The sequence below is a fragment of the Mycobacterium colombiense genome, assembly GCF_001665835.1.
Taxonomy (GTDB): Bacteria; Actinomycetota; Actinomycetes; order Mycobacteriales; family Mycobacteriaceae; genus Mycobacterium; species Mycobacterium colombiense_A.
Map to the genome: position 1 here is coordinate 133,567 of NZ_LZSX01000079.1, position 25,408 is coordinate 158,974.

23 protein-coding genes are annotated in these 25,408 nt (G+C 69.0%); 10 read left to right on the top strand and 13 right to left on the bottom strand.

Annotated elements, in window-relative coordinates:
- Nucleotides 1-48: 48 nt before the first annotated feature.
- The 4 genes from A5760_RS18980 to A5760_RS18995 all read right to left on the bottom strand — a co-directional run bounded on the left by A5760_RS18980 (nt 49) and on the right by A5760_RS18995 (nt 3,782).
- Nucleotides 49-558 carry a 2'-5' RNA ligase family protein gene (locus A5760_RS18980; RefSeq protein ID WP_064883551.1) on the bottom strand — a complete coding sequence of 170 codons (510 nt, stop codon included), beginning with the start codon at nt 556-558 and terminating at the stop codon, nt 49-51.
- On the bottom strand, nt 558-1,238 hold the full coding sequence (gene bioD, locus A5760_RS18985; RefSeq protein ID WP_064883553.1) for a dethiobiotin synthase: 681 nt from the start codon (nt 1,236-1,238) through the stop codon (nt 558-560). The genes A5760_RS18980 and bioD overlap by 1 nt, the downstream gene beginning before the upstream one ends.
- Before the next feature lie 9 nt (nt 1,239-1,247).
- Nucleotides 1,248-2,393: an 8-amino-7-oxononanoate synthase gene (locus A5760_RS18990; RefSeq protein WP_064883555.1), complete on the bottom strand. Its 1,146-nt coding sequence runs from the start codon at nt 2,391-2,393 to the stop codon at nt 1,248-1,250.
- 84 nt (nt 2,394-2,477) lie between these two features.
- A complete protein-coding gene (locus A5760_RS18995; RefSeq protein ID WP_064883557.1) occupies nt 2,478-3,782 on the bottom strand; it encodes an adenosylmethionine--8-amino-7-oxononanoate transaminase in 1,305 nt (434 codons plus the stop codon).
- Between the two features lie 62 nt (nt 3,783-3,844).
- Between A5760_RS18995 and A5760_RS19000 the strand changes: the two genes are divergently transcribed.
- The 7 genes from A5760_RS19000 to A5760_RS19030 all read left to right on the top strand — a co-directional run bounded on the left by A5760_RS19000 (nt 3,845) and on the right by A5760_RS19030 (nt 14,224).
- On the top strand, nt 3,845-4,321 hold the full coding sequence (locus A5760_RS19000; protein ID WP_064883559.1) for a hypothetical protein: 477 nt from the start codon (nt 3,845-3,847) through the stop codon (nt 4,319-4,321).
- Between the two features lie 326 nt (nt 4,322-4,647).
- Nucleotides 4,648-5,400, top strand: a complete 753-nt coding sequence (ripD, locus tag A5760_RS19005; protein WP_064883561.1) for an NlpC/P60 family peptidoglycan-binding protein RipD — start codon at nt 4,648-4,650, stop codon at nt 5,398-5,400.
- A gap of 144 nt (nt 5,401-5,544) precedes the next feature.
- The gene (locus A5760_RS19010; protein WP_064883563.1) at nt 5,545-7,698 is read left to right on the top strand and encodes an acyltransferase family protein; all 2,154 of its coding nucleotides are present in this window, start codon (nt 5,545-5,547) and stop codon (nt 7,696-7,698) included.
- A 61-nt stretch (nt 7,699-7,759) separates the two neighbouring features.
- A complete protein-coding gene (gene glgX, locus A5760_RS19015) occupies nt 7,760-9,961 on the top strand; it encodes a glycogen debranching protein GlgX (RefSeq protein WP_064883565.1) in 2,202 nt (733 codons plus the stop codon).
- A gap of 3 nt (nt 9,962-9,964) precedes the next feature.
- Nucleotides 9,965-12,262, top strand: coding sequence for a malto-oligosyltrehalose synthase (gene treY / locus A5760_RS19020; RefSeq protein ID WP_064883567.1), 2,298 nt, complete (start codon nt 9,965-9,967; stop codon nt 12,260-12,262).
- Nucleotides 12,255-13,985 carry a malto-oligosyltrehalose trehalohydrolase gene (gene treZ / locus A5760_RS19025; RefSeq protein ID WP_064883569.1) on the top strand — a complete coding sequence of 577 codons (1,731 nt, stop codon included), beginning with the start codon at nt 12,255-12,257 and terminating at the stop codon, nt 13,983-13,985. The genes treY and treZ overlap by 8 nt, the downstream gene beginning before the upstream one ends.
- A 56-nt stretch (nt 13,986-14,041) precedes the next feature.
- Nucleotides 14,042-14,224: a hypothetical protein gene (locus tag A5760_RS19030; RefSeq protein ID WP_064883571.1), complete on the top strand. Its 183-nt coding sequence runs from the start codon at nt 14,042-14,044 to the stop codon at nt 14,222-14,224.
- Nucleotides 14,225-14,231: 7 nt separating this feature from the next.
- Here the strand turns inward: A5760_RS19030 and A5760_RS19035 are convergent, their stop codons facing one another.
- Complete coding sequence (locus tag A5760_RS19035) at nt 14,232-15,560, bottom strand: aminotransferase class I/II-fold pyridoxal phosphate-dependent enzyme (RefSeq protein WP_064883573.1); 1,329 nt, start codon at nt 15,558-15,560, stop codon at nt 14,232-14,234.
- Between the two features lie 40 nt (nt 15,561-15,600).
- On the opposite strand from A5760_RS19035, the gene A5760_RS19040 reads away from it, so the two are divergent.
- A complete protein-coding gene (locus A5760_RS19040) occupies nt 15,601-16,272 on the top strand; it encodes a pyridoxamine 5'-phosphate oxidase family protein (protein ID WP_064883575.1) in 672 nt (223 codons plus the stop codon).
- Here A5760_RS19040 and A5760_RS19045 read toward each other — a convergent pair.
- From A5760_RS19045 to A5760_RS19060, 4 genes are read right to left on the bottom strand one after another with little or no spacing between them, the layout of a single operon-like run.
- Nucleotides 16,252-17,157, bottom strand: a complete 906-nt coding sequence (locus A5760_RS19045; RefSeq protein WP_064883577.1) for a phosphatase PAP2 family protein — start codon at nt 17,155-17,157, stop codon at nt 16,252-16,254. The two genes, A5760_RS19040 and A5760_RS19045, sit on opposite strands and share 21 nt — an antisense overlap.
- Nucleotides 17,158-17,178: 21 nt before the next feature.
- Complete coding sequence (gene ilvA, locus A5760_RS19050) at nt 17,179-18,462, bottom strand: threonine ammonia-lyase (RefSeq protein WP_064883578.1); 1,284 nt, start codon at nt 18,460-18,462, stop codon at nt 17,179-17,181.
- Nucleotides 18,463-18,494: 32 nt separating this feature from the next.
- The gene (locus A5760_RS19055; protein WP_064883580.1) at nt 18,495-18,932 is read right to left on the bottom strand and encodes a nitroreductase family deazaflavin-dependent oxidoreductase; all 438 of its coding nucleotides are present in this window, start codon (nt 18,930-18,932) and stop codon (nt 18,495-18,497) included.
- Nucleotides 18,933-18,987: 55 nt separating this feature from the next.
- Nucleotides 18,988-19,545, bottom strand: coding sequence for a TetR/AcrR family transcriptional regulator (locus A5760_RS19060; RefSeq protein ID WP_064883582.1), 558 nt, complete (start codon nt 19,543-19,545; stop codon nt 18,988-18,990).
- A gap of 96 nt (nt 19,546-19,641) precedes the next feature.
- Between A5760_RS19060 and A5760_RS19065 the strand changes: the two genes are divergently transcribed.
- Both A5760_RS19065 and A5760_RS19070 read left to right on the top strand, forming a co-directional pair.
- Nucleotides 19,642-20,049 (top strand): hypothetical protein, encoded by a 408-nt coding sequence (locus A5760_RS19065; RefSeq protein ID WP_064883584.1) that lies wholly within the window; start codon nt 19,642-19,644, stop codon nt 20,047-20,049.
- Nucleotides 20,046-21,524, top strand: coding sequence for an FAD-dependent oxidoreductase (locus A5760_RS19070; protein ID WP_064883586.1), 1,479 nt, complete (start codon nt 20,046-20,048; stop codon nt 21,522-21,524). Before A5760_RS19065 ends, A5760_RS19070 begins: the two co-directional genes overlap by 4 nt.
- On the opposite strand, the gene A5760_RS19075 is transcribed toward A5760_RS19070, so the two are convergent.
- The 4 genes from A5760_RS19075 to A5760_RS19090 form a co-directional block, all read right to left on the bottom strand.
- Nucleotides 21,521-22,306 (bottom strand): DUF6065 family protein, encoded by a 786-nt coding sequence (locus tag A5760_RS19075; protein ID WP_064883588.1) that lies wholly within the window; start codon nt 22,304-22,306, stop codon nt 21,521-21,523. The genes A5760_RS19070 and A5760_RS19075 overlap by 4 nt on opposite strands.
- 241 nt (nt 22,307-22,547) lie before the next feature.
- Nucleotides 22,548-24,260: a nitric oxide reductase activation protein NorD gene (locus A5760_RS19080; protein WP_064883590.1), complete on the bottom strand. Its 1,713-nt coding sequence runs from the start codon at nt 24,258-24,260 to the stop codon at nt 22,548-22,550.
- A complete protein-coding gene (locus tag A5760_RS19085) occupies nt 24,257-25,075 on the bottom strand; it encodes a CbbQ/NirQ/NorQ/GpvN family protein (protein WP_064883592.1) in 819 nt (272 codons plus the stop codon). The genes A5760_RS19080 and A5760_RS19085 overlap by 4 nt, the downstream gene beginning before the upstream one ends.
- The coding region (locus tag A5760_RS19090) for a spirocyclase AveC family protein (RefSeq protein WP_155764375.1) at nt 25,076-25,408 on the bottom strand (333 nt) is incomplete at its 5' end. It abuts the gene before it with no gap.

Below are 25,408 nucleotides of genomic sequence, written 5' to 3' on the forward strand. Positions count from 1 at the left end.
CGATGCTGGCGACCGCCGCGCCCGGCTGCGCCACGCTTGCGATCGCCACTAGGAAATCAGATGCTCGGCCTTCTTGTTGCCGTCCCAGCGGCGCAAACCCACGAAGCTGCCGTCGATCTGGGCGGGCCGGCCCGCGATGCGCAGCGCCCGCCCGAGTTGAGCGCCGCCGACGCGCCGGGCCATCGTGACGTGCGCGGTCCACCGATCGGGCAGGCTGTTGGGCATCGGACCGGGCGACAAATGCGGACCGCACACCCGGTGCACCTGGGCATGCATGGCCAACAGGTCGCCGGTCGGCACCACCAGCCGCGCGAAAACCGCGCTGGCGCGGCCGAATAACACCGGCGCACCAATGAGGCAGCGCAGTGGCAGCCGCTCGCTCAGCGGGCTCAGCAGCTCGTCGACGTCGGCGGCGATGCCTTCGGCCACGGCCAGCGTCACGTGCGGCCGGCTGGCCGGAGCCTGACTGGGAATTCCGGCCGCCGCCAACGCTTCCCAGATGTTCCGGATCGCCGACTCGGTGTCGCGGTCGAAGACCAACTCGATGGAGTGGACCATCAGCCCACCAGCGAGGTGACCCAGTCGCGGTCGAACGCCTGGGCGCACAGGGCCGCGAACTCGGCGGCGTCCAGGGACGCCGCAGCTTCGGGCAGCACGGCGCGCACCGTGGCCAGCCGGGCCAGCGCGGGCCGGTTCGTCGTCTCCACCACCCCGGGCCGCCGGGGCCAGCTGCCGATGACCAGACCCGCGCATGAAAGGTTCTGCGCGGCAATGGATTCCAGGGTCAGCGCGGTGTGGTTGAGGGTGCCCAGGGACGGACCGACCACCACCAGCACCGCGGCGCCCAGCGCGACGGCGAGATCGCGTGCGGTGACACCGTTTTCGCCGAGTTCGACCAGCAGTCCCCCGGCGCCCTCGACCAGCGTCAGCCGCCCCGGGCGGTCCAGCTCCCCGATGAGCGCCAGCAGCTGCTCGCGGGTGGGTAACGGCATCCCGGCCGCCCCGGCGGCCGCCACCGGCGCCAGCGGCTGCGGATAACGGCCGAACCCGGCCAGCTCGGTCACCCCGGACAGCCGGGCCACCTCGGCGAGGTCGTCGTCGCCGGCGTCGATGCCGGTCTGCACCGGTTTGCAGACCGCGACGTCGAGGCCGGCCTGGCGGGCGTGGCAGGCCAGCGCCGCGGTGGCGACCGTCTTGCCGACCCCGGTGTCGGTGCCCGTGACGACCAGAACCGTCACCGGTGCGCCTCAACCCAGCTTGGCGAGCACATCGGTGAGCACCCGGCGCGCGACCTCCAGCTCGTCGTCGTCCAGCGAGGCGCGCGCGGTCAGCCGCAGCCGCGACGTCCCGGCGGGCACGGTCGGGGGCCGGAAGCATCCCACCCGCACGCCGGCGTCCAGGCAGGCGGTCGCGGCGGCCACCGCCACGTCCGGGTCACCCAGGATCACCGACACCACCGCCGACTGCGGCGTCTCGGGCACGCCGCAGACCTCGGCCAGGAAGGCGGCGTGGCGCAGCACCGCGTCCGCCCGCCACGGCTCGGACCGCAGCACGGTCAGCGCGGCCCGCGCGGCGCCCACGGCCGCCGGGGCCAGGCCGGTGTCGAAGATGAACGTGCGCGCCGCGTCGATCAGATGGTCGCGCACCGGCGCCGGTCCGAGCACCGCGCCGCCCTGGCTGCCCAGCGCCTTGGACAGTGTGGTGGTCATGACCACGTCGGGCGCACCGGCCAGCCCGGCCTCGTACAGCAGCCCGCGGCCGCCGCCGCGCACGCCCAGGCCGTGCGCCTCGTCGACGATGAGCAGGGCGCGCTGCCGGCGGCACACCTCGTGCAGTTCCCGCAGCGGCGCCAGCGCGCCGTCGGTGGAAAACACCGACTCGGTGATGACGACCGCGCGCTCCTCGTCGCGGGCCTGCAGCGCGGCCTCCACGGCACCGACGTCGCGGTGCGGCGTCACGGCCACCCGGGCCCGCGACAGCCGGCAGGCGTCCACCAGCGACGCGTGCGAGTACTCGTCGGATACCAGGAGCGAACCCCGGCCCGACAGGCCGACGACCGCGCCCAGGTTGGCCGCGTAGCCGGAGGAGAACAGCAGTCCGGAGGGGGCGCCGGCGTAGTCGGCCAGCTCGGACTCGAACTGCTGGTGCAGTTCGGTGTCACCGGTGACCAGCCGCGAGCCGGTCGCCCCGGCGCCCCACATGCGCAGCGCGGCGACTCCGCCGTCGATCACGTCCGGGTGTTGGGAGAGCCCGAGGTAGTCGTTGGAGGCCAGGTCCAGCTCGGTGGCAACGGCGGGACGCGGCCGCAGTGAGCGGCGCAGCCCGGCCTCGCGGCGCTGCCGTTCCACCGCGTCCAGCCAGGCCAGCGGGGAAACCTCGATCGGTGCCTTCATCGGCGTTCAGCCTAGTGGCGACCGCCGGCGCGGCGAAGCCGGGCGCTGGGGTACCTCCCGCTTGCGGGGGACGGGTCGTCACCGCTAGCCAACGAGGCGGGCGACCTCCACCATCGCCGAGGTGATCTGGGCGATCTCGCCGGGCGTGCAGACGTAGGGCGGCATCGCGTAGACCAGGTTGCGGAACGGGCGCAGCCAGACGCCGTGGTCCAGCGCCGCCGGCGTGGCCACGGCCAGGTCGACCGGGCGCTCGCATTCGATGACGCCGATGGCGCCGCATACCCGCACGTCGCGCACGCCGGGCAGTGCCCGCGCCGGCTCGAGTCCGGCCGCCAGGCCGGCGCCGATCTCGCCGACCCGCGCCCGCCAGTCCTGCCCGAGCAGAACCTCGACGCTGGCCACCGACACCGCGCAGGCCAGCGCGTTGGCCATGAACGTGGGGCCGTGCATCAGCGCTCCGGCCTCACCCGCGCTGATGGTGTGGGCGATGTCGGTCGTGCACAGGGTCGCCGCCAGGGTGAGATATCCCCCGGTCAGGGCCTTGCCGACGCACATGATGTCCGGGCTCACGCCGGCGTGGTCGGCGGCGAAGAGCTCGCCGGTGCGGCCGAAACCGGTGGCGATCTCGTCGAAGATCAGCAGCACGTCGTGCCGACGGCAGATGTCGCGCAGGTCGCGCAGGTATTGCGGGTCGTGAAAGCGCATGCCGCCGGCGCCCTGCACGACGGGCTCGACGATGACGGCGGCCAGCTCGGCCGCGTGCCGGGCCAGCTGTTCCTCGAATGCCGCGCTGTAACCGGGGTCGTAGTCGCGGGGCACCTGCGGGGCGAACACCTGCCGGGCCAGGATGTCGGTCCACAGCGAGTGCATGCCGCCGTCGGGGTCGCAGACGCTCATCGGCGTGAAGGTGTCGCCGTGGTAGCCGCCGCGCCAGGTCATCAGCCGGTGCTTGCCCGCCCGGTCGCGGCTGCGCCAGTACTGCAGCGCCATCTTCACCGCCACCTCGACCGACACCGAGCCGGAGTCGCTGAAGAACACCGTGTCCAGCCCGGCCGGGGTGATGTCCACCAGCAACTGGGCCAGCCGCGCCGCGGGTTCGTGGGTCAGCCCGCCGAACATGACGTGGTTCATCGCGCCGAGCTGGGCTTTCAGCGCCGCATCCAGCACCGGGTGGCCGTGCCCGTGGATCGCGGTCCACCAGGAGCTCATGGCGTCGAGCGCCTCGACCGGCGCGCCGTCGCGGATCAAGGTGAGCCAGACGCCGCGGGCGCCGACCGCCACCACGGGGGCGACGGATTCGGCGCCGATGGTGCTGTAGGGATGCCACAGGTGCGCGGCGTCGATCGCGCTGATCTGCTCGGGCGTCAGCCCGGCCTTGGCCGCGAACATAGTGATCGAGGGTAAAGCAGCCGATTCGCGCAAAACTCCGACGTCGGGAAGCATGGGACATCATGGCCACGCCGCAACAACCCGACAGCGCAGCGCCGGGACCCGAGGCCGGGCCGGCGCCGGGGCCCGGCTGGTCCAGAGACACGCACTACCCGCTGGTGGACTACGACGACGAAGCTCCGCGGGTGATCCGGCTGCGGCTGGCGCCGTGGGACGTCGTCTGCACCGTCGTGCTGCTGATCCTGCTCGCGGTGCTGGGTACGGCGACGGCCTGGCCGACGCGGCTGTTCGGCTTCCTGGCGAACGTCTGCGAGGACGAAACCTGCGGGCCGGTGCCTTACGGGCTGGACCTGTACATCCACCCACTGGTGTGGGGCGGTTTGGGCGCGGCCATCACCGCGGCCGTCATCGGACCGGTCGTGTCGATCCTGAAGGGCTGGTACATGTCCTTCTGGCCTGTCCTGGCGCTGGCGCTGGTCATGGTCAGCTCGGTGGCCGGGTCGCTGCTGACCATGTTCAGCGAACGCTACTGGCTCTGATCGCCCCGCCGGCGCCCGGCGAACGTGCGATTTCGTGGCACACTGAGACCGAAATCACAACTGCGCATACGAGATTCGGCGCGCCAGTCACCGTCCGGTCACGGTACGACAAAAAATCCCGCGTGGACCTGGCGGTTAACACGATCTGTTGTCAAAGTGGCTTGTGTGACTGATGTGAATACTGCGGTCTGACCGCTGATTCACTTCGCAAGTGCCCATGGACGGCGTCCGGCCCCAGCGTGGGGGTCTCGCTTGGTCCATGAACCGGGGGCGGACGCGCGAGGTCACCGCGCCGAGCCCATTGAGTGCCTGAGAGGCCAGGAACAATGAAACGCATCTACGCCTTCGCGATCGGTTTGGCCCTGATCGGGGCGCCGATGGTGGTTCCCACCATCGCGACCGCCGACCCGGGCGCCAGGTCGATGGACTATCAGCAGGCCACCGACGTGGTGGTCGCCCGCGGTCTGTCGCAGCGCGGTGTGCCGTTCTCCTGGGCCGGTGGCGGCATCAACGGCCCCACCCGCGGCACCGGCACCGGCATCAACACCGTCGGTTTCGACGCCTCCGGGCTGATGCAGTACGCGTACGCCGGCGCCGGCATCAAGCTGCCGCGATCGTCGGGCGCGATCTACCGCGTCGGCCAGAAGATCGTCCCGCAGCAGGCCCGCAAGGGTGACCTGATCTTCTACGGCCCCGAGGGCACGCAGAGCGTGGCGATGTACCTGGGCAACAACCAGATGCTCGAGGTCGGCGACGTCGTGCAGGTCTCGCCGGTGCGGGCCAACGGCATGACGCCCTACATGGTCCGGGTTCTCGGGGCCTCCGCGCCGGCGCAGCAGGCGCCGCTGCAGCAGGCCCCGCAACAGCTGCCCACCCAGCAGACACCGCAGCAACTGCCCACCCAGCAGGCCCCGCTGCAGCAGACGCCGTATCAGCAGACGCCGCAGCAGCTGCCCGCCCAGCAGGCGCCGTTGCAGCAGTCGCCGTTGCAGCAGTCGCCGTTCCAGCAAGCGCCCGTCCAGCAACTGCCGACCCAGCAGTCGCCGTTGCAGCCGACCGGCGCCGGCATCGGCAGGTAATTTCCCGGTCCATCCCCGGCCGTCCGACGCCCGCCACTTGCTCCCCGCCGCCCGACGCGGATGCTCAGCGACCCGCCTGAGCAGCCTCCCCGGCGCGAGCGGTCGGGAGTGGGTGGCGGGTTTTCGGTAAATTAGCTGTCGATCATGCAGACCCCGCCACCCTCTCCTGCGCCGGACGCCACCGCCGATCCGGGGGCCACGGGAGTGCGCAAAGCGGGATCCCAGGGGTTCTATCGCTACGACCTCGACGGCCTGCGCGGCATCGCGATTGCGTTGGTCGCCGTCTTTCACATCTGGTTCGGCCGCGTCTCCGGTGGCGTGGACGTCTTCCTGGCGCTGTCCGGATTCTTCTTCGGCGGCAAGGTGATTCGCGCCGCGCTGAACCCGGCCGTGACGCTGTCGCCGGCAGCCGAGGTAGTCCGGCTCATCCGACGGCTGGTGCCCGCCCTCGTCGTGGTGCTGGCCGGTTGCGCGGTGCTGACCATCCTGGTTCAACCGGAGACCCGCTGGGAGACATTTGCCGACCAAAGCCTTGCCAGCCTCGGCTACTACCAGAACTGGGAGCTGGCGAACACCGCCTCGGACTACCTGCGGGCGGGCGAAGCCGTCAGTCCGCTGCAGCACATCTGGTCGATGTCGGTGCAGGGCCAGTTCTACGTCAGCTTCCTGGTGTTGATCGCCGGCCTGGCCTACCTGTTCCGGCGCCCGCTGGGCGCACGGCTGCGGACCGTGTTCCTGGTCGTGCTGACCGCGTTGACGGTGGCCTCGTTCGTCTACGCGATCATCGCGCACCAGCAGGACCAGGCGGCCGCCTACTACAACACCTTTGCGCGGGGCTGGGAGTTGTTGCTGGGCGCGCTGGTCGGCGCGGTGGTGACCCGGGTCGGCTGGCCCATGTGGGTGCGGACGGTGGTGGCCACGGTCGCGCTGGGCGCGGTGCTGTCCTGCGGGGCGCTGATCGACGGGGTGCAGGAGTTCCCCGGCCCGTGGGCGCTGGTGCCGGTGGGCGCCGCCATGCTGCTGATCCTCGTCGGGGCCAACCTGCAGGGCGACCGGTTGCCGCTGCCCAACCGGATCCTGGCGACGCGCCCGTTGGTGGAGCTGGGCGCCATGGCGTATGCGCTGTACCTCTGGCACTGGCCGCTGCTGATCTTCTGGCTGTCCTACAGCGGCCACAAGCACGCCAACTTCGTCGAAGGCGCGGTGCTGCTGCTGGTGTCCGGGGTGCTGGCCTATCTGACCAACCGGCTCGTCGAGGACCCGTTGCGCTACCGCGCATCCTCGAAGCCTGCGCCTGCGGCGACCAGGCCGTGGCCGACGCGCCTGGCCCGGCCGACGATGGCGCTCGGATCGGCCATCGTGCTGCTGGGCGTGACGCTGACGGCGACCTCATTCACCTGGCGTCAGCACGTCACGGTCTTGCGGTCGGCCGGCAAGGAGCTCAGCGTCCTCAACCCGCAGGACTACCCCGGCGCGCGTGCGCTGACCGAACGCGTGCGGGTGCCCGCGCTGCCGATCCGGCCCTCCGTCTTGGAGGTCAAACAGGACCTGCCCGCCACCACCCGGGACGGGTGCATCAGCGACTTCGTCAACCCCGCGGTGGTCACCTGCACCTACGGCGATGTGGCCGCCGACCGGACCATCGCGCTGGCCGGTGGGTCACACGCCGAGCACTGGCTGCCCGCACTGGACATCCTGGGCAAGACGCACCACTTCAAGCTCGTGACGTATCTGAAGATGGGCTGCCCGCTGTCGACCGAGCAGGTCCCGCTGATCATGGGCAACAACGCCCCCTACCCGCAGTGCCGCGAGTGGGTGCAACGCTCGATGACCAAATTGGTCACCGACCGGCCCGACTACGTCTTCACCACCACCACCCGGCCGTGGAACATCAAAAGCGGCGATGTAATGCCCGCCACCTACATAGGGATCTGGCAAACGTTGTCCGACAACAACATTCCCATTCTCGGCATGCGGGACACCCCGTGGCTGGTGAAGAACGGACAACCGTTCGACCCGGCGGACTGCCTGGCCAAACGGGGCGGCACCGCGCAGTCATGCGCGATCAAGCGTTCCGACCTGCTCTCGGACCACAATCAGACGCTCGACTTCGTCGGACAGTTCCCGCAGCTCAAGGTGCTCGACATGTCGGACGCGATCTGCCGCACCGACGTGTGCCGTCCGGTCGAGGGAAACATCCTGATCTACCACGGCGCCCACCACCTGACCCCCACCTACGTGCGGACGATGACACCCGAATTGGGCCGCCAGATCGCCGAGGCCACCGGCTGGTGGTGACCCGCCTTACTCCTGGCCGCTTACCCGAGTGAGCGCCACCGCGCGCGGATAAGGTCGATAGGTGTCAACCAACAGTCCCGCTTCAGAATCAGGCGGTAACCACCAACCCAAGCTCGCCACCGTCTGGCCGGGAAACCCGTATCCGCTGGGCGCCTCCTACGACGGCGCGGGGACCAACTTCTCTTTGTTCTCCGAAATCGCCGAGAAGGTCGAGTTGTGCCTGATCGACGACCAGGGCAGCGAGTCACGGATTCCGCTGGACGAGGTGGACGGATACGTCTGGCACGCCTATCTGCCGAACATCACCCCGGGGCAACGCTACGGATTTCGGGTCTACGGGCCGTGGGATCCGGCGGCCGGTCACCGCTGTGACCCCAGCAAGCTGCTGCTCGACCCGTACGGCAAGGCTTTCCACGGCGACTTCACGTTCGGCCAGGCGCTGTTCTCCTACGACATGACGGCGGTCGATCCGGACGGGCCCAACGCCGACGGCGCCGACCCGGGGACTCCCCCCATGGTCGATTCACTGGGCCACACGATGACCAGTGCGGTGAGCAACCCGTTCTTCGACTGGGGATCTGACCGGGCTCCGCTGACCCCGTACCACGAGACGGTCATCTACGAGGCCCATGTCAAGGGGATGACGCAGACCCATCCCAGCATCCCCGAGGAGCTTCGCGGCACGTATGCCGGCCTGGCCCACCCGGCGATCATCGACCACCTCAAGTCGCTGCGCGTCACGGCCATCGAGCTGATGCCGGTGCACCAGTTCATGCACGACTCGCGACTGCTGGACCTGGGCCTGCGAAATTACTGGGGCTACAACACTTTCGGGTTCTTCGCCCCGAACAACGAGTACGCGGCCAACCGCAAGTCCAGCGTCCCCGAGTTCAAATCCATGGTGCGCAGCTTCCACGAGGCCGGCATCGAGGTGATCCTCGACGTGGTCTACAACCACACCGCCGAGGGCAACCACCTCGGGCCGACCATCAACTTTCGCGGCATCGACAACGCCGCATACTACCGGCTCGTCGACACCGACCTGCGGTTGTACAAGGACTACACCGGCACCGGCAACAGCCTGAACCCGCGCCACCCGCACGTGCTGCAGCTGATCATGGACTCGCTGCGGTACTGGGTTACCGAGATGCACGTGGACGGGTTCCGCTTCGACCTGGCCGCCACACTGGCCCGCGAACTGCACGACGTCGACCGATTGAGCGCCTTCTTCGATCTGGTGCAGCAGGATCCGATCGTCAGCCAGGTCAAACTGATCGCCGAGCCGTGGGACGTCGGCGAGGGTGGCTACCAAGTCGGAAATTTCCCGGGTTTGTGGACCGAGTGGAACGGGAAGTATCGCGATACTGTGCGCGATTACTGGCGGGGCGAGCCCGCAATCCTGGGCGAGTTCGCTTCCCGGCTGACCGGGTCGTCGGACCTGTACGAGGCGACCGGTCGCCGTCCCAGCGCGAGCATCAACTTCGTCACCGCGCACGACGGATTCACGCTCAACGACCTGGTGTCTTACAACGAAAAACACAACACGGCCAACGGGGAGGACAACCGGGACGGGGAAAGCCACAACCGATCGTGGAACTGTGGCGTCGAGGGCCCCACCGACGACCCCGACATCACCGAGCTGCGCTGCCGCCAGATGCGCAACTTCTGGGCGACGCTGATGCTCAGCCAGGGCACGCCGATGATCGCCCACGGCGACGAGTTCGGGCGTACACAGAACGGCAACAACAACGTGTACTGCCAGGACTCCGAATTGTCTTGGATGGACTGGTCTTTGGTCGACAAGAATGCCGACCTGCTGGCGTTCGCCCGCAGGGTGAGCACGCTACGCAAGCGGCATCCGGTGTTCCGGCGGCGCCGGTTCTTCGAGGGTGAGCCGATCCGAACCGGCGACGAGGTGCGCGACATCGCCTGGCTGAATCCAAGTAGCCGCGAGATGACGCACGAGGACTGGGGCGAAAGCATTCACAAGTGTGTGGCGGTGTTCCTCAACGGCGAGGCCATCAGCGCACCCAACGCACGCGGTGAACGGGTCGTCGACGACTCATTCCTGTTGTGTTTCAACGCCGGTGAAGATCCGGTGGACTTCGTAACGCCGAACACCGACTATGCGAAAGAGTGGACCGTGGAACTGGACACCAACGAACCGACGGGCCGCAAAGAGGGAGCCGACCAGGTGGTGACCGCCGAGGAGAAAGTATCGCTGCCCTCGCGCTCACTGCTGGTACTGCGTAAGACGCAGTGACGCATGGCTTTACCCGTCATCTCCACCTACCGGCTGCAACTGCGAGGTGAGTCCAGCGGGTTCGCGTTCACCTTCGCCGATGCGGAAAACCTGCTCGACTACCTGAACGACCTCGGGGTGTCGCACCTGTATTTGTCTCCGATCATGACCGCAACCGCGGGGTCGAGCCACGGCTACGACGTCACCGACCCCACGACGGTGTCGCCCGAGATCGGCGGCCAACAGGGCCTGGCGCGACTGTCGGCGGCGGCGCGGGCGCGCGGCATGGGCCTGATCGTGGACATCGTGCCCAACCATGTGGGCATCGACCAGCCCGGGCAGAACCCCTGGTGGTGGGACGTCCTGCGGAACGGCCGTTCTTCGCCCTACGCAACGTATTTCGACATCGACTGGGACCTCGACGACGGCCGCATCGTGTTGCCGGTGCTGGGGTCCGACGACGACGCCGCCGGCCTCACCGTCGACGGTGACCTGTTGCGCCTGGGCGATCTGGCGTTCCCGATCGCGCCCGGCACCGCTCGGGGCACCGGCCCCGAGGTGCACGACCGCCAGCACTACCGGCTGGTGGGCTGGCGCAACGGCGTCTGCGGTTACCGCCGCTTCTTCTCGATCACCTCGCTGGCCGGGTTGCGTCAGGAGGATCGCGCCGTTTTCGATGCCACCCACGGCGAAGTCGGGCGGTGGTTCGCCGAGGGGCTGGTCGACGGCATTCGCATCGACCACCCCGACGGCCTGTCCGACCCGTGCGGATACCTGGCGTGGCTGCGCGAGCTGACCGGCCCGCAGGCGTGGATCGTGATCGAGAAGATCCTGGCCGTCGACGAGGCGCTCGAGCCCACCCTGCCCATCGGCGGCACCACCGGCTACGACGTGTTGCGCGAAACCGGGGGCGTCCTGGTGGATCCGAAGGGTGCCCCGGCGCTGACCGCGCTGGTGGAGTCGGCCGGCGTGGACTACCAGGCCATGCCGGACATGCTGGTGGATCTCAAGATCCGCTCGGCCACCGACACGCTGGCCAGTGAGCTGCGCCGACTGCGCCGCAGCATCGTGGCCGCCACCGGCGCCGACCATCCGCAGCTGCCCGAGGCGGTGGCCGCGCTGCTCACCCATATCGGGGTGTACCGCTGCGACTACCCCGGCCTGGTCGCGCTGCTGCCCACCGCCCTGGCCGAAACCGAGGCGGCCGCACCGGATTTGGGGCCCGCGCTGCAGGTGCTGGCCGCGGCGCTGGCCCGCGGCGGTGAGCCGGCCACCCGGCTGCAGCAGCTGTGCGGCGCCGTCACCGCCAAGGCCGTCGAGGACTGCTTGTTCTACCGCGACGCCCGGCTGGTTTCGCTGAACGAGGTGGGCGGCGAGCCGCACCGCTTCGGTGTCGGCGCGGCCGAATTCCATCACAGCGCCGCCACCCGGGCCCGGTTGTGGCCGCAGACCATGACGACGCTGACCACCCATGACACCAAGCGCGGCGAGGACGTCCGGGCCCGGATTTCGGTGCTGTCCCAGGTGCCGTCGCTGTGGACCGAGTTCCTCGCGCGCTGGGAGATCGCCGTGCCCTCCCCCGATCCGGCGACCGGACAGTTCTTGTGGCAGAACATCTTCGGCGTGTGGCCTGTCAACGGCGAGGTCACCGATGCGCTGCGCGACCGGCTGCACGCCTACACCGAGAAGGCCATCCGGGAAGCGTCCTGGCACACCTCGTGGAACGATCCGGATGCCGAGTTCGAGGACGCGGTGCACCGGTGGCTGGACACCGTGCTCGACGGCCCGGTGGCCGGCCAGCTGACCGAGCTTGTCGCCCAACTCAATCCACATGCCGCAAGCGACGCGCTGGCCCAGAAGATGCTGGCGCTGACCGTGCCCGGAATCCCCGACGTGTATCAGGGCACCGAGCTGTGGGACGACAGCCTGGTCGACCCGGACAACCGCCGGGCCGTCGACTACGCCGCCCGGCGCGCCGCCCTGCAGGCGTTGGAGCATCCGAAAATCCGGGTCGTCACCACCGCACTTCGGGTGCGCCGTGACCATCCGGACGCCTTCCTGCACGGCGACTACGTCCCGGTGCTGGCCAACGGCGAGGCCGCCGATCACGTGCTGGCCTTCCTTCGGGGCGAGGACATCGTAGTGGCGGTGACCCGCTGGACCGTGCGGCTGACCGAAACTGGTTGGGGTAATACGGTTTTGCCGCTGCCGGACGGAACCTGGAAGGACGCGCTCACCGGGGCGATCGCCGACGGCCCGACGTCGGCCGCCCAATTGTTCGCCGATCTGCCGGTGGTTCTGCTGGAGCGCCACCATGACTGAATTCCGGGTCTGGGCACCCAAACCCGCGCAGGTTCGGCTCGACGTCGACGGCCGGGTGCACGCCATGCGGCGCTCGGATGACGGTTGGTGGCATGCGACCGTGGCGACCGCGCCCGACGCCCGCTACGGCTACCTGCTCGACGACGACCCCACCGTGCTGCCCGACCCGCGGTCGGCCCGCCAGCCCGACGGAGTTCACGCCCGCTCGCAGTTGTGGGATCCGGCCGCCGCGACGTGGACAGACACCGGGTGGGCCGGCCGCTCGGTCGGGGGTGCGGTGATCTACGAGCTGCACCTGGGCACGTTCACCGAGGCCGGCACGTTCGACGCCGCCATCGAGAAGCTGGACTACCTGGTCGATCTCGGCGTGGACTTCGTCGAGCTGATGCCGGTGAATTCCTTTGCCGGCACCCATGGTTGGGGATACGACGGCGTGCTGTGGTACAGCGTGCACGAACCCTACGGCGGACCCGACGGGCTGGTGCGCTTCGTCGACGCCTGCCACGCCAAGGGTGTGGGCGTGCTGATCGACGCGGTCTTCAACCACCTCGGGCCATCGGGCAACTACCTGCCGCGATACGGCCCCTACCTGTCGTCGGCGAGCAATCCGTGGGGCGAGGGCATCAACATCGCCGACGCCGATTCCGACGAGGTGCGCCGCTACATCATCGGGTGCGCGTTGCGCTGGATGCGTGATTTTCACGCCGACGGCCTTCGGTTGGACGCGGTCCACGCGCTGGTGGACACCACCGCGATCCATATCCTCGAAGAGCTCGCCACCGAAACGGATTGGCTGGCACAGCAATTGGGTCGCCCGCTGTCGCTGATCGCCGAGAGCGACCTGAACGACCCGCGGCTGATCACCCCGCGCGATCGCGGCGGCTACGGCCTCACCGGACAATGGGCCGACGACATTCATCACGCCATCCACACCGCGGTGTCCGGCGAGCGCCAGGGCTACTACGGTGACTTCGGCAGCCTGGCCACCCTGGCGCAGACGCTGTGCCACGGCTTCTTCCACGCCGCCACCTATTCGTCGTTCCGGCACCGCCGCCACGGGCGGCCGCTGGACACCAGCGAGAAGTCCGGCATCCCGGCCACCCGGCTGGTCGCCTACACCTGCACGCACGATCAGGTCGGCAATCGCGCCCTGGGAGATCGCCCGTCGCAGAACCTGACCGGCGGCCAGCTGGCCATCAAAGCCGCGCTCGTGCTCGGATCCCCCTACACCACCATGCTGTTCATGGGTGAGGAGTACGGGGCCTCGACCCCGTTCCAATTCTTCAGCTCGCACCCCGAACCGGAGCTGGCGCGGGCCACGGCCGAAGGACGCAAGGCCGAGTTCGCCGAACACGGCTGGGACGCCGACGAGATCCCCGACCCGCAGGATCCCCAGACGTTCGCGCGCTCCAAACTGGCCTGGGCCGAGGTCGACACCGGCGAGCACGCCCGGCTGCTCGGCCTGTATCGCGACCTGATCGCGTTGCGGCGCAACCACCCCGACATGGCCGATCCCTGGCTGGAACACCTCGCGGTCGACTACGACGAGGACGAACGCTGGATCAGCGTGTCCCGTGGCCGGTTGCGCATCGTGTGCAACCTCGGTGCCGAGCCGGTGAGGGTGCCGGTCAGCGGTGATGTGGTGCTGGCCTGGGACGAGCCCGCCGTCGATGCCGACGGCACTGTGCTACAAGGCCATTCGTTCGCCATCTTGTCGGTCTGAGTGGGCTGTGGATAACTGAATAGCGGCGCGGCGGGCGCACCCCCGATGATGCCGCCATGAGTCAATCTGAATTCGGTCACCCATTGCGGCGGATCTGTAGGCGCAAGCCGAGCCGCCGCGCCACCAACCCGGCGTCGGGCCGGCACACCGCGCGCCACGACATGCCGCCGTATCCCAGCGTCGAGCTGTTGTGGAGCGGACCCGGGCCCGGCGCCACCGACGACGACGAGGGCGCTTGAGCTGCGGCTAGACGATGGTCCGCCCGGCCGGATGCACGGCGCGGGCGACCGCGTCGGCGAGTGGATCGATCTCGTCGGGAGTCAGGTCGGAGATCGTGATGCGGATGCCCGGCGGCGTGTTCATCCGGAACCGGCTGCCCGGTGCCGCCGCCCAGCCGGTGCCGAGCAACCGGGACACTGTGACCGCCTCGTCGGGAACCGGCACCCACACGTTGAGCCCCGAGCGCCCGTGCGCCGGTAGACCGCGTTCGGTCAGGGCGTCGCAGAGCCGTCCGCGGTTGTCGGCGTAGTGCCGCTCGGCCGTCGCGACCAGCTCCCCAGCCCCCTGGTCGGACCACAGGTCGACGGCGAGCCGCTGCAGGAAGTGGCTCACCCAGCCCGGCCCGAGCCGCAACCGGCCGTGCACGCGTTCGATCGTGCGGTGGTCTCCGGCGAGGACGGCCACCCGCAGGTCGGGGCCGTAGGCCTTGGACGCCGAGCGGACGAACGCCCAGTGCGCGGTGCAGCCGGCCAGGGTGTGCAGCGGCGCCCCGGAAATACCCGCGCAGTGGTCGTCTTCGACCAGCAACAGGTCCTCGGCCCGCCGCGCCAGCAGCGAATGCAGCGAGTCGGCGCGTTGCTCCGAAAGCGCAGCGCCCGTGGGGTTTTGCGCACGGTTGGTGAGCACCAGTGCTCGCACCCCACTCCCCAGCGCCCGGGCCAGGTCGTCGGCCAGCGGGCCGTCGTCGTCGACCCGCACCGGCTCAGCCGAAAGCCCCAGTGCAGCAAGGAGATCGAGGAGGTTGGCCCAGCCCGGATCCTCGACGGCGACGCGATCGCCGGGGCGCAGATGCGCGGTGAGCACGCGCTCGATGCCGTCCAGCGCGCCGCTGGTCACTCCCAGGTGATCGGCGGGGATCCCATCCGCGGCCAGCGCGCTACGGGCGAACTCCTCCAGCGCCGGCGACAGTCCCGGCCCGCCGTAGAGCACGGGCTGGCCGGCGCCCGGGCCGGCCAGCGAGGCGCCGGCAATCGGCAACAGGTCCGGGCGCGGGTTGCCGGTCGACAGGTTGCGCACGCCCGCGGGCACGTCGAGGCCGAGCAGCGAGCGCGGGGTGGTCGCCGGGCGATGGCGCACGCGGGTGCCGCGCCGGCCGGCGGTCTCGACGGCCCCGCGATGACGCAGCAGCCGGTAGGCCGCGGCGGCGGTGTTCGCGTTCACGCCGAGCTGGGCGGCCAGCTCGCGCACCGGCGGGAGCGCATCGCCGGGCGCCAGGGAGCCGGCGGAGACCGCCGCTTCGATGCTGGCGGCTATGGATTCCGCCCCGGTTCCGGTTATGCTGTTTTGTACTGGCACGCAACATATTATGTACTAGAACAAACTAGAGGGCAATCTCGTGGACACCGCATACCAGCCGACGGCACGCACCACCCCGACCCGCTACCGGGAGCGCGCGCACTACGAACGCCGCGCCATTCACGACATCCTCGACGAGGCGCTGATCTGCCATCTGGGCTACTCGAGCGCCGGTCGGACCGTGGTCTTGCCCACGACGCATGCCCGGCTCGACGAAACGCTCTACCTGCACGGTTCGACGGGCGGCGGCCCGTTGCTGGCGGCCAGGGCGGCCCAGGCGTCGGGGTCGGGCCTGCCGGTCTGCGTCACCGTCGCCCTGGTCGACGGTCTGGTGCTGGCCCGGTCGGCGATGCACCACTCGGTGAACTTCCGCTCGGTGGTCGCGGTGGGCGACGCGCGCGTCGTCGACGATCCGGCGGAGAAGTCGCGAGCGCTGAGCTGCCTGCTCGACCACATCGCGCCAGGGCGCGCAGCCGACTGCAGGGCGCCCGATGCCCGCGAGCTCGCCGCGACCGGGGTGCTCGCGCTCGACCTCGTCGAGGTGTCGGCGAAGGTCCGCAGCGGTCCCCCGGCCGACGATCCGCAGGACGTTGCGCTGCCGCACTGGGCGGGCGTGGTGCCGCTGAGCCTGACGGCCGGAACGCCGGTGCCGGCCGACGACCTGACGCCCGGCACCACTGAGCCAACGTACTTACGGGAGCACCGACGCTGAGCCGCGTGCGCGTCGGGTGTTGTCCCACCAGGATCCGACGAGCATGACGGTGCCGGCCCAGGCCATGCCCAGCAGCCAACCGGACAGCACATCGCTGACGTAATGGACTCCCAGATAGACGCGGGAAAACCCGACCACGAACGTCACGCCGGCCGCCATCGCCCATACCATCACGCGCCCGGTCCACCAGGGCATCAGCCAGCGGGTCAGCATCCACGCGGAGATGACCATGCTCGCGGCGGTGCCGGTTGCATGTCCGGAGGGAAACGAATACCCGTCCGCGTCGATCAGGGCGAAAGGCAGCGCGGGGCGGTTGCGACCCACCAAGACTTTGGCGGTAAACAGCACGAGGGGAATCCCGACGCCAGCAACCAGGGCGAGCACCACCGGCCGCCACGACCCGCACCGCCAACCGGCAACTACGGAGATCGGCAAGGCCACCGCAGCCAGGAAAACCGGACTGCCCGCGTCGGTGACCACGCGCAGAACGGTGGTCAGCCACAGATCACGGTGGGCCGCGAGCCACCGAGTCGTCGGTTGGTCGAATCCGGCGATGCCGTCGCCCTCGAGCACGTCATCTAGCACTTCGGTGAAGCCGACCGCCAGCGCCACGACCACGACCAGCCCGAGAAGCAACGCGACAGCGGCGACGCTCGGGGGCAACCGCCGGGCCAGCGCCGGGTCCCTGGCGCCGATCCGATCGCGTGCCCAGGTCAGCCCTGCGCCGATCACGGCGGAGTTGGTCACCCTCTGCCAAAGCCCGAGCAACAGGCGCCCGTGCCGAGCAATCCATACCGCCGCCCACGCCAGCAGTAGAAGACAGGCCACAAAGCCGGCGCTGACAAGGCCGAAACCGGCGGTACCGGGTCCATAAGGCGGGCGCATGTCTGGCGGCGGCCCCGGCCGCTAGAGCAGCAGGTACCGGTAGGCCGGCGAGCCCGGTTTCAGGCTCTCGACGTGTAGCTCCGTCGCACGCATCCGGGCCAGCAGGCCGTCCAGGTCGGCCGAGGACCCCAGCTGGATGCCGACCAGCGCCTCGCCGGTTTCCCGGTTGTTGCGCTTGACGTATTCGAACAGGGTGATGTCGTCGTTCGGCCCGAGCACCGTGTCGAGGAAGCGGCGCAGCGCGCCGGGCTCCTGCGGAAAGTCCACCAGGAAGTAATGCTTGAGGCCGAGGTGTACCAGCGAGCGCTCGAGCACTTCGCCGTAACGCGACACGTCGTTGTTGCCACCCGAAATCAGGCACACCACAGTGGATCCGGGCTCGATGTCGGCGTCCAGCAATCCGGTGACGGACAGCGCGCCCGCGGGCTCGGCGATGATGCCCTCGTTCTGATAGAGGCCGAGCATCGCCGTGCACACCGCGCCCTCGTCGACCGCGGTGATCGACACCATGTCGCCGGCGGCCGCCAGCGCGGCGTAGGTCAGGTCGCCCGCCCGGCGCACCGCGGCTCCGTCGACGAACTGGTCGACGTGGTCCAGCGTCACCGGCTGGCCGGCGGACAGCGCGGCCATCATCGCCGCGGCGCCGGCCGGCTCGACGCCCAGCACCGAGGTGTTGTCGGTGCGCTCGGCGAGATAGGTGGTGATGCCGGCGATGCAGCCGCCGCCGCCCACCGGGACGACCACCAGATCCGGCTCGTTGTCGAGCTGATCGAGCAGCTCGACGCCGATGGTGCCCTGGCCCGCCATGGTGCGCAGGTCGTCATAGGGCGGCACCAGGGTGGCGCCGGTGCTTTCCACATCGGCCACCGCCGCCTCCGCGGCGAGGTCGTAGGTGGTGCCGCCCACGATCAGGTCGATGAAGTCGCCGCCGTGGTAGCGGATCCGGTCGCGCTTCTGCATGGGCGTCTTGGCCGGCACATAGACGCGGCCGTGCACCTGCAACATCCGGCACGCGTAGGCGAAGCCCTGCGCGTGGTTGCCCGCCGAGGAACACACCACGCCCGCCGCCAGCTCCGCCTCGGACAGCTGGACCAACAGGTTGTAGGCGCCGCGCAGCTTGTAGGAGCGCACGATCTGCAGGTCCTCGCGCTTGAGGTAGACCTGTGCGCCGGTGAGCGCCGACAACCGGTCGCTGAACTGCAGCGGGGTCGGCGTGACCACCGCGGCGATCCGCTTGGCCGCGCTGTCGATGTCAGCCGCGGATAACCGCGAGACGCTCGGGCTCTGGCTCAATTCGGCGGTCACTGATTAATGGTGCCATGACAGCCGACCGGAATTCAGCCGACCGGGGTCAGCACGAACACCGGGATCTGGCGGTCGGTCTTGGTCTGATACTCGGCGTACTCCGGCCACGCCTCGACGGCCCGCTCCCACCAGGTGGCCTTCTCATCGTCGAAGACCTCCCGGGCGTCGTAATCGCGGGTCACCGGGCCGTCCTGCAGCTCGACGCGGGGATTCTTCTTGATGTTGTGGTACCAGACCGGGTGTTTCGGCGCCCCGCCCAGCGAGGCGACGACCGCGTACTGGCCGTCGTGCTCGACGCGCATCAGCGGTGTCTTGCGCAGCTTGCCGGTCTTCGCGCCGACCGTGGTCAGCAGAATGATCGGCTTGCCCTTCATGTCGGCGGCCTCGGCTCCCCCCGACTCGGCGTATTTGTCAGCTTGCTCGCGAGACCAATCCCATGGGCTCGGCAGGTACTCCCCTTCTAGCGGCATGGCCTCAACTCTAGGCGCGGTTTTCGCGGTCCCGCCGTTTCGCCGCGGCCGGCGATCACGGCGCCGCCCCGGTGAGGTAGTGGGCGAGCACCGGGCGCAGCCATTCGGTCAGCGTCGCGTCGTCCATCGCGGCCAGCGCGGGTACCCCAACGACGTTGCGCGCCATGGCGATTCCCAGCACCTGCGATCCCACCATCGCGGTCCGCTCAGCGGCGCGGTCGCGGGTGACGGTGGCCAGGGCCGGCGCCACCTTTTCGACGAACACCTCCAGGAGCGCGTCGGCGGCGGTCCGGTTGGTGGCGGCCGCGCGCAGCAGCGGCAGGAACGACCCGGCCGGATCCCACACCCGGATGAGGAACGGCACCAACACGTCGGCGATGCGTTCCGGGGCGACGCCGGTGAGGTCCGGGAAGGTGATTTCGAGCCGCGAGACCGCGGCGAACAGGTCGGCCTTGTTGCCGAAGTAGTGCATGACGAGCGCGGGATCGACGCCGGCCTCGGCCGCGATCGAGCGGATGGTGGTCCGCTCGAAGCCGTGGCTGGAGAACAGCGTCCGCGCCGCGCTGAGGATCGTCGCGCGGGTGACTTTGCCGTCGCGGGTCTTACCGGGCATGCCGAAATTCTAGTTCAACAACTGTTGACATCGCTAGCCACCGGGCTTACTTTGATTTCAACAGTTGTTGAATCGGTTAGTCGAGGAGGCTCGGACATGACCGTGACCGTCATCCAGATCGGGCTCGATCCCGACGTGATCGACTACTCGTCACCGGAGTTCGCCCAGTTCGCGGGCCTGTCGAGGGAGGTGCTGCGGGCCGCCAACGACGACAACGTCGCGGGTCTGCGCGCCGCCGGCTACCAGGTCGACAACTGCCTGATCGACTTCGGCACCGCCGGCGCCGCGAAGGCCGGCGAGTGGCTGCGCGCCAAGCACTACGACGCCGTGCTGATCGGCGCCGGGATTCGCCTGGTCGCCTGCAACACCCTGCTGTTCGAGTCGATCGTCAACGCCGCACACACCACCCAGCCCGGCTGCCGCTTCGTCTTCAACCAGGCAGCGCAAGCCACCCCCGGCGACATCCGTCGCTGGTACCCGCAACCGGAAGGAGCGGCCCGATGAGTACAACCACTGTTCGCGACGTCGACGTCCTGGTGGTGGGAGCCGGCCCCGCGGGCCTGACCGCCGCGGGTGACCTGGCCCGCGCCGGACGGTCGGTGACCGTGCTGGAGCGCTGGCCCGCCGAAAACCCGGCCAGCCGCGCGTTCGCCGTCATGCCCCGCACACTGGAGGTCCTCGACTCGCGCGACGCGGCCGCCGAGCTGCTCGCGGTCGGGCAGCGCGGACCGGACGTGACCCTGTTCGCCAAGGCCCGGATCGACCTGACCCGCCTCGATTCGGCCTACCCGTTCGTCCTGATCACCCCGCAGACCAACGTCGATGCGGCACTGCGCCGCTACGCGGTGGCCGAAGGGGCCGACATCCGGCGCGGCGTCGAGGTGGTCGCGCTCGAGCAGGACGCCGCGGGCGTCACTGTCACCGCCCGCCCCAAGGGCGACGGCGATCCCGCACACCGGCAGACGTGGCGGGCGCGATACGTGATCGGCGCCGACGGTGCACACAGCACCGTCCGCACGCTGCTGGGCGTCGACTTTCCCGGCAAGACGGTGCTGACCTCGCTCATGCTGGCCGACGTCAAGCTGGCCCACGGCCCGTCGCGCGGCGGGCTGGTGGTGGGCACCACCGGTGACGTGCTGGGATTCTTGGCCCCGTACAACCGCCACGACGAGGACGGCTCGTGGTACCGGGCACTGGTCTGGGACCGCGACCATCAGCTGCCCGACAGCGCGCCCGTCGACGACGCCGAGATCATCGACGTCCTGGCCCGCGCGATGCGAACGGACTTCGGCGTGATCGAGATCGGCTGGAAGTCGCGATTCCACTGTGACGAAAGGCAAGTCGCGCAGTACCGGCACGGACGGGTGTTCCTGGCCGGCGACGCCGCGCACGTGCACTCACCGATGGGCGGCCAGGGCATGAACACCGGCATCCAGGATGCCGCGAACCTGGCCTGGAAGCTCGACGCGGTGCTCGGCGGCGCCGACGACGCCCTGTTGGACACCTACCAGGACGAACGCCACCCGATCGGCAAGCGGGTGCTGTTGCAGTCCGGGATGATCGCCCGGGGCGCGACCCTGCACCGGCGGCCGGCGATCTGGCTGCGTAATCTGTTGGCTCCCAACCTGCTTCGGATAGCCCCGGTGCAGGACTTCGTGGCCGGCAGCTTTGCGGGCACGACGTTGCGGTACGGCCGGCGCGGACTGGTCGGCACCCGTGCCGCCACGATCCCCCTCGTCGACGAAAGGTTGACGCACCTGCAGCGCGGCGGCGGCTTCGTCTTCATCCGCGAATATGGCGCCGCCCCGGTCGAGACACCGGGGATGCTGCAGGCCGAGCGCGCCGACCGCGGGCCGGCCGTGCTGGTACGCCCCGACGGCTACATCGCGTGGGCCGGCGCGTCGGCACAGGCGCCGGACCGGATCACGAATATGGCGGTAAGCGGCAACCACCATGCACGCGCAATGATTTCGTTCTAGTCCGTGTTCTCGGGTTGGTACTGGACGAACGATCGGAGATGACGGCGGGTCTGGTGGTCTTCCGCGCCGGGCTCGCCGTCGCTGTGCCGGCCCCGCGTGTAATCGCCTTGCCACGGCACCTTCTCGTTCCCGGCGCCGCCCGCGGCTTCCTGCTCGCGGCCCAGTGCGCCGCGTGAACCGAGGAAGTGCTCGTGCTTGCGGTGCAGTTCCTCGTCGGCTTCGATGGGCCGAAGCTCGGGGACGAACTCCTCCAGCTCGGCCCGGCGTTGCGGCACGATCATGCAGATCGGCTCGCCGACCTCGAATCGCACCGGCATGAATTCACGGGTGAACTTCCAGTTCATGCTGAAACTCGAACTGGACCAATCCGTTTCGACGATGCCCTCCAGCGGCGAGATGGCGTCCTTCGGATAGTTGGCCGGTCCGCGGGCCAGCAGGTTGTAGCCCGGCGGGGTGCGAAACAGGATCGGCAGATGCCAGGTCAGGATGCCGTAGCCGAAGTGGCTGGAGGGCAGGAACTGGCCGCTTTCGCGGGTGTCGGGGGCGATCATCAGGTTCGTACGGTCGTTGCCACCCATCCACGTCGCGGTGAACGCGCTGCGGTTGCGCACCTCCCAGCCGCTCTGGTTGGCGATCAGCATCGGCAGACACCGGTGCGGCCACCCTTGCCGTATCTCCGACATCCACTCCCGGCCGATCGGCGCGGGGCTGATCGGGGGCGCGATCTCGTGGGTGATGTACCCGATCAGGGGCCGCTGCCGCCTGTCGGAGTTGTCACTCATCGGCTCCTCAATTCGCTGGTTGCCCGGGTAGCGAGGATCTCGATCGAGACGGCTGGTCGAAAATGTCGACTAGCTGGGTGCCCGTCGTCCCGCCGTGGGAATCACGTCCACCATAGAGGCATAGCGCATGTCATGCCCGCCGACGGATGTCAGAATCGCCACGTGAGCTGCTCCGCGGCGCTCAGCAACGCCTCCAACGGGGATGGGCCGATATTGCCCAGCGCACCCGTCAACACCACCTTCAGGCGGTGCCTCGCGAAGGTCTCGGCGCGGCAAGTTCCCGCAGGGACGACAAGAACAACTCATCCATCCGTGGGCTCAATTCGGCCAGCGTTGCGGCGCTGGCGTAGCCGGCGGAACCAAAGACGCGTTCGAGGGCATCGGTAGCAGTCGTGGCCCCGATGGAAAGGCAAAGGCAGGCAACGCCTTCCGCCCGGAGCTCTTCGAGGGCCTTGTAGGAGTCGGCTTCGGCGTAACGGCCTTCGTAGCCGTCGTCGTAGGGAAACCCGTCGGAAAGGACGACCAGCAGCCGATTCGGTGTGCCCGCCTCGGTTTTGAGTATTTCGCCCGCACCTCGAATGCCGGCACCGAGGCGTGTGTAGCCCGACGGTTCCAGCTGGTTGAGCCGCGCGCGCCCGACAGCGCCGAAGTTCTGGTCGAACGCCTTGATGACCGGCAGATGGACAGCATGGCGGCCCTGCGATCGAAACGCGTAGACGGCAACCCGGTCGCCAAGCTCTTCGAGTGTGACGGCCAGAGTGGCGGCCGCCCGTCGCTGGTGGTCGTGCACGGCGAGGCCGTCCGCATCGGCATCGATCGCGGACCCGGAGACGTCGATCAGAATGAGCACGCCGAGATTACGGGCAAGTTTGCGGCGCTCCAGGTAGACGTGTTCGGGTGGGGAAAACCCGGATTGCAGATCGACGAACAGGTCGATGAGCGCTTCGATGTCGAGGTCGTCCCCGTCCGCACGGCCGCGCAGGACCTTCGGGCCGAGCCCGACGCGTGCCAGGCGCCGCCGCAGCAGGTCGTCGTGCGCCACACCGGCATCGGAGACGTCGGCGGCTACGGTCAACGGAAAGTCGATGACCCGGCACCAGTCCGGCTTGTACCGGTCGTTGAAGACATCCCACTCCGGATACAGCACGCCGCCCACGCCGATCGCGGCACCGGGCTTGCCGTCATCGGTGAATTGGACCCGGGTGGGCAGGGGACGGGCATTCGGACCGATCTGTTGCGCCCGGCGGATGGAGCGAACTGTCATCTCTGCGCCCGCGGCACCCTCCCCCGGGGAGCGCGAACCTCCGAACATCTTGCGGAAGTAGTCCGACATCGACTTGTTGTTCAGGAGCGGACTTTCAAACAGTTTGAGGATCTTGCTCTCCCCCGACCTCCCACCGTCGTCGTCTTCGTCGTCGTCCTCCGACTCGGGCATGTCGATGGGGTCGAACCGCAATTGCAGGTCTTTGTTGGTGGCCGGCCCTCCCGGTCCAGTGGGCGCCGCCATCAACCGAGAGGGCTTGATGACACCGAACCATCCCGGTGGGTCGGCAACCTCGGTTCGGCTCTTGGCCGTCTCGAGCGACTCGTCGGGGGTCGTGGTGCTGGGTGGTCTGTCCGGCATGAGCGCGGCATCGAGTGGAATCTGTTGGGCGAGTTCGGCGAGAACCCGCCGACCCTCGAGCGCAAGGTAGCGGCGCGCCAATGTGGATCGTGCGCGCAATCCCCTCACCAATCGCGGATCGAGGCTGCCGGCGCCGAGAAGTGCGGCCTGGACCACCATCTCGCGGCGCTGCTCCTCGACCGAGGCGCCGGCCGACACGAAGATGAACTGGCCGTTGGTGTGCGCGGGCTGCCCGGCCGGCGCCTCGGTGACTTCGACGGACCTGCCGGCGATGTAGGTGGCGAGGAACCGGAACCGGTCAGGGTTGTGGGGATTGGACGCCTTGGTCACTTCTGGGGCAGGACGGTGTTGACGAGTTCGTCGAGCGCTCGGATGACGTCGTCGTCGTCGGAGAGCACCTGGACGACGGCCGCGTGGACCGCACTGCGCAGGTTCAGCCCTTCGGCGGCGAGGCCACCGGCGAGAATCAACATGCGCGTGGAGGACACTTCGCGCAATGGTGAGCCGTCGAGGTTGCGGATGGCGTACCCGAGCTTGACCAACGAACGTGCTGTCTCGATGTCGATCCCGGCTTCGTAGGCAACCACCTCGGTCTCGACCTCGGGGGATGGATAGCCGAGCTCGATGGCGACGAAGCGCTGACGGGTCGACTCCTTGAGGTTCTTCAGGACGCTCTGATAGCCGGGGTTGTAGGAGATCACCAGCTGGAATCCGGGCGCCGCCCGCAACGTGGTGCCGAGCCGATCGACCGGAAGCTCACGGCGGTGATCCGCCAGCGGGTGGATGACCACGGTGGTGTCTTGGCGCGCCTCCACCACCTCGTCCAGATAGAAGATGCCGCCTTCGCGTACGGCCCGGGTCAACGGTCCGTCCACCCAGACCGTTTCACCGCCCTTGAGCAAGAAACGACCCACCAGATCGGCCGACGTCATGTCCTCGTGGCCCGCGACGGTGATCAGGTCCCGGCCCAGCTGGTGAGCCATCGCCTCCACGAAGCGTGTTTTCCCGCATCCCGTGGGGCCTTTCAGCAGTACCGGCAGGCCTCGGCCGGCCGCCGCTCGGAAGACCTCGACCTCGTCGCCGACGGCACGGTAGAACGGCGCGTTCGAAACGGAGCGGACGGCTGCGGGCTGGCTGTTCAACAATTACTTCCCCCGTTCGAGCGGAACGTTTTTCGGCAGCTTTGCGCCCCCGGGTAGCACAAGCTGCCCGTCGTGGTTGATGTAGCCGGAATTCGTCAGCGGCACCGGTAGCGAAGGATCGGGGCACGGCCGATCGGTGTCCGCCCCGCAGATGCCCATCAGGAAGTACGAGCGCTTCAGGATGTCGTCGGGCCAGGGATCTTGGTGCATGGCGAACCACTGCGCGGGCAGGTTGTAGAAGACGAAGAAGAAGGCGCTGCAGGCGGCGAAGATCGCCAGGAAGCGGGTGAGCTGCTGTTTGACGAGACCGCCTCGAACGTGGTCGAGTCCGCGCTC

Excerpts from the sequence above, each read along its gene's own strand:
- A5760_RS18980 (WP_064883551.1), bottom strand. The coding sequence starts at position 558 with ATGGTCCACTCCATCGAGTTGGTCTTCGACCGCGACACCGAGTCGGCG.
- A5760_RS18990 (WP_064883555.1), bottom strand. The coding sequence starts at position 2,393 with ATGAAGGCACCGATCGAGGTTTCCCCGCTGGCCTGGCTGGACGCGGTG.
- A5760_RS18995 (WP_064883557.1), bottom strand. The coding sequence starts at position 3,782 with ATGTTCGCGGCCAAGGCCGGGCTGACGCCCGAGCAGATCAGCGCGATC.
- A5760_RS19000 (WP_064883559.1), top strand. The coding sequence starts at position 3,845 with ATGGCCACGCCGCAACAACCCGACAGCGCAGCGCCGGGACCCGAGGCC.
- ripD (WP_064883561.1), top strand. The coding sequence starts at position 4,648 with ATGAAACGCATCTACGCCTTCGCGATCGGTTTGGCCCTGATCGGGGCG.
- A5760_RS19010 (WP_064883563.1), top strand. The coding sequence starts at position 5,545 with ATGCAGACCCCGCCACCCTCTCCTGCGCCGGACGCCACCGCCGATCCG.
- treY (WP_064883567.1), top strand. The coding sequence starts at position 9,965 with ATGGCTTTACCCGTCATCTCCACCTACCGGCTGCAACTGCGAGGTGAG.
- treZ (WP_064883569.1), top strand. The coding sequence starts at position 12,255 with ATGACTGAATTCCGGGTCTGGGCACCCAAACCCGCGCAGGTTCGGCTC.
- A5760_RS19030 (WP_064883571.1), top strand. The coding sequence starts at position 14,042 with ATGAGTCAATCTGAATTCGGTCACCCATTGCGGCGGATCTGTAGGCGC.
- A5760_RS19045 (WP_064883577.1), bottom strand. The coding sequence starts at position 17,157 with ATGCGCCCGCCTTATGGACCCGGTACCGCCGGTTTCGGCCTTGTCAGC.
- A5760_RS19055 (WP_064883580.1), bottom strand. The coding sequence starts at position 18,932 with ATGCCGCTAGAAGGGGAGTACCTGCCGAGCCCATGGGATTGGTCTCGC.
- A5760_RS19060 (WP_064883582.1), bottom strand. The coding sequence starts at position 19,545 with ATGCCCGGTAAGACCCGCGACGGCAAAGTCACCCGCGCGACGATCCTC.
- A5760_RS19065 (WP_064883584.1), top strand. The coding sequence starts at position 19,642 with ATGACCGTGACCGTCATCCAGATCGGGCTCGATCCCGACGTGATCGAC.
- A5760_RS19070 (WP_064883586.1), top strand. The coding sequence starts at position 20,046 with ATGAGTACAACCACTGTTCGCGACGTCGACGTCCTGGTGGTGGGAGCC.
- A5760_RS19075 (WP_064883588.1), bottom strand. The coding sequence starts at position 22,306 with ATGAGTGACAACTCCGACAGGCGGCAGCGGCCCCTGATCGGGTACATC.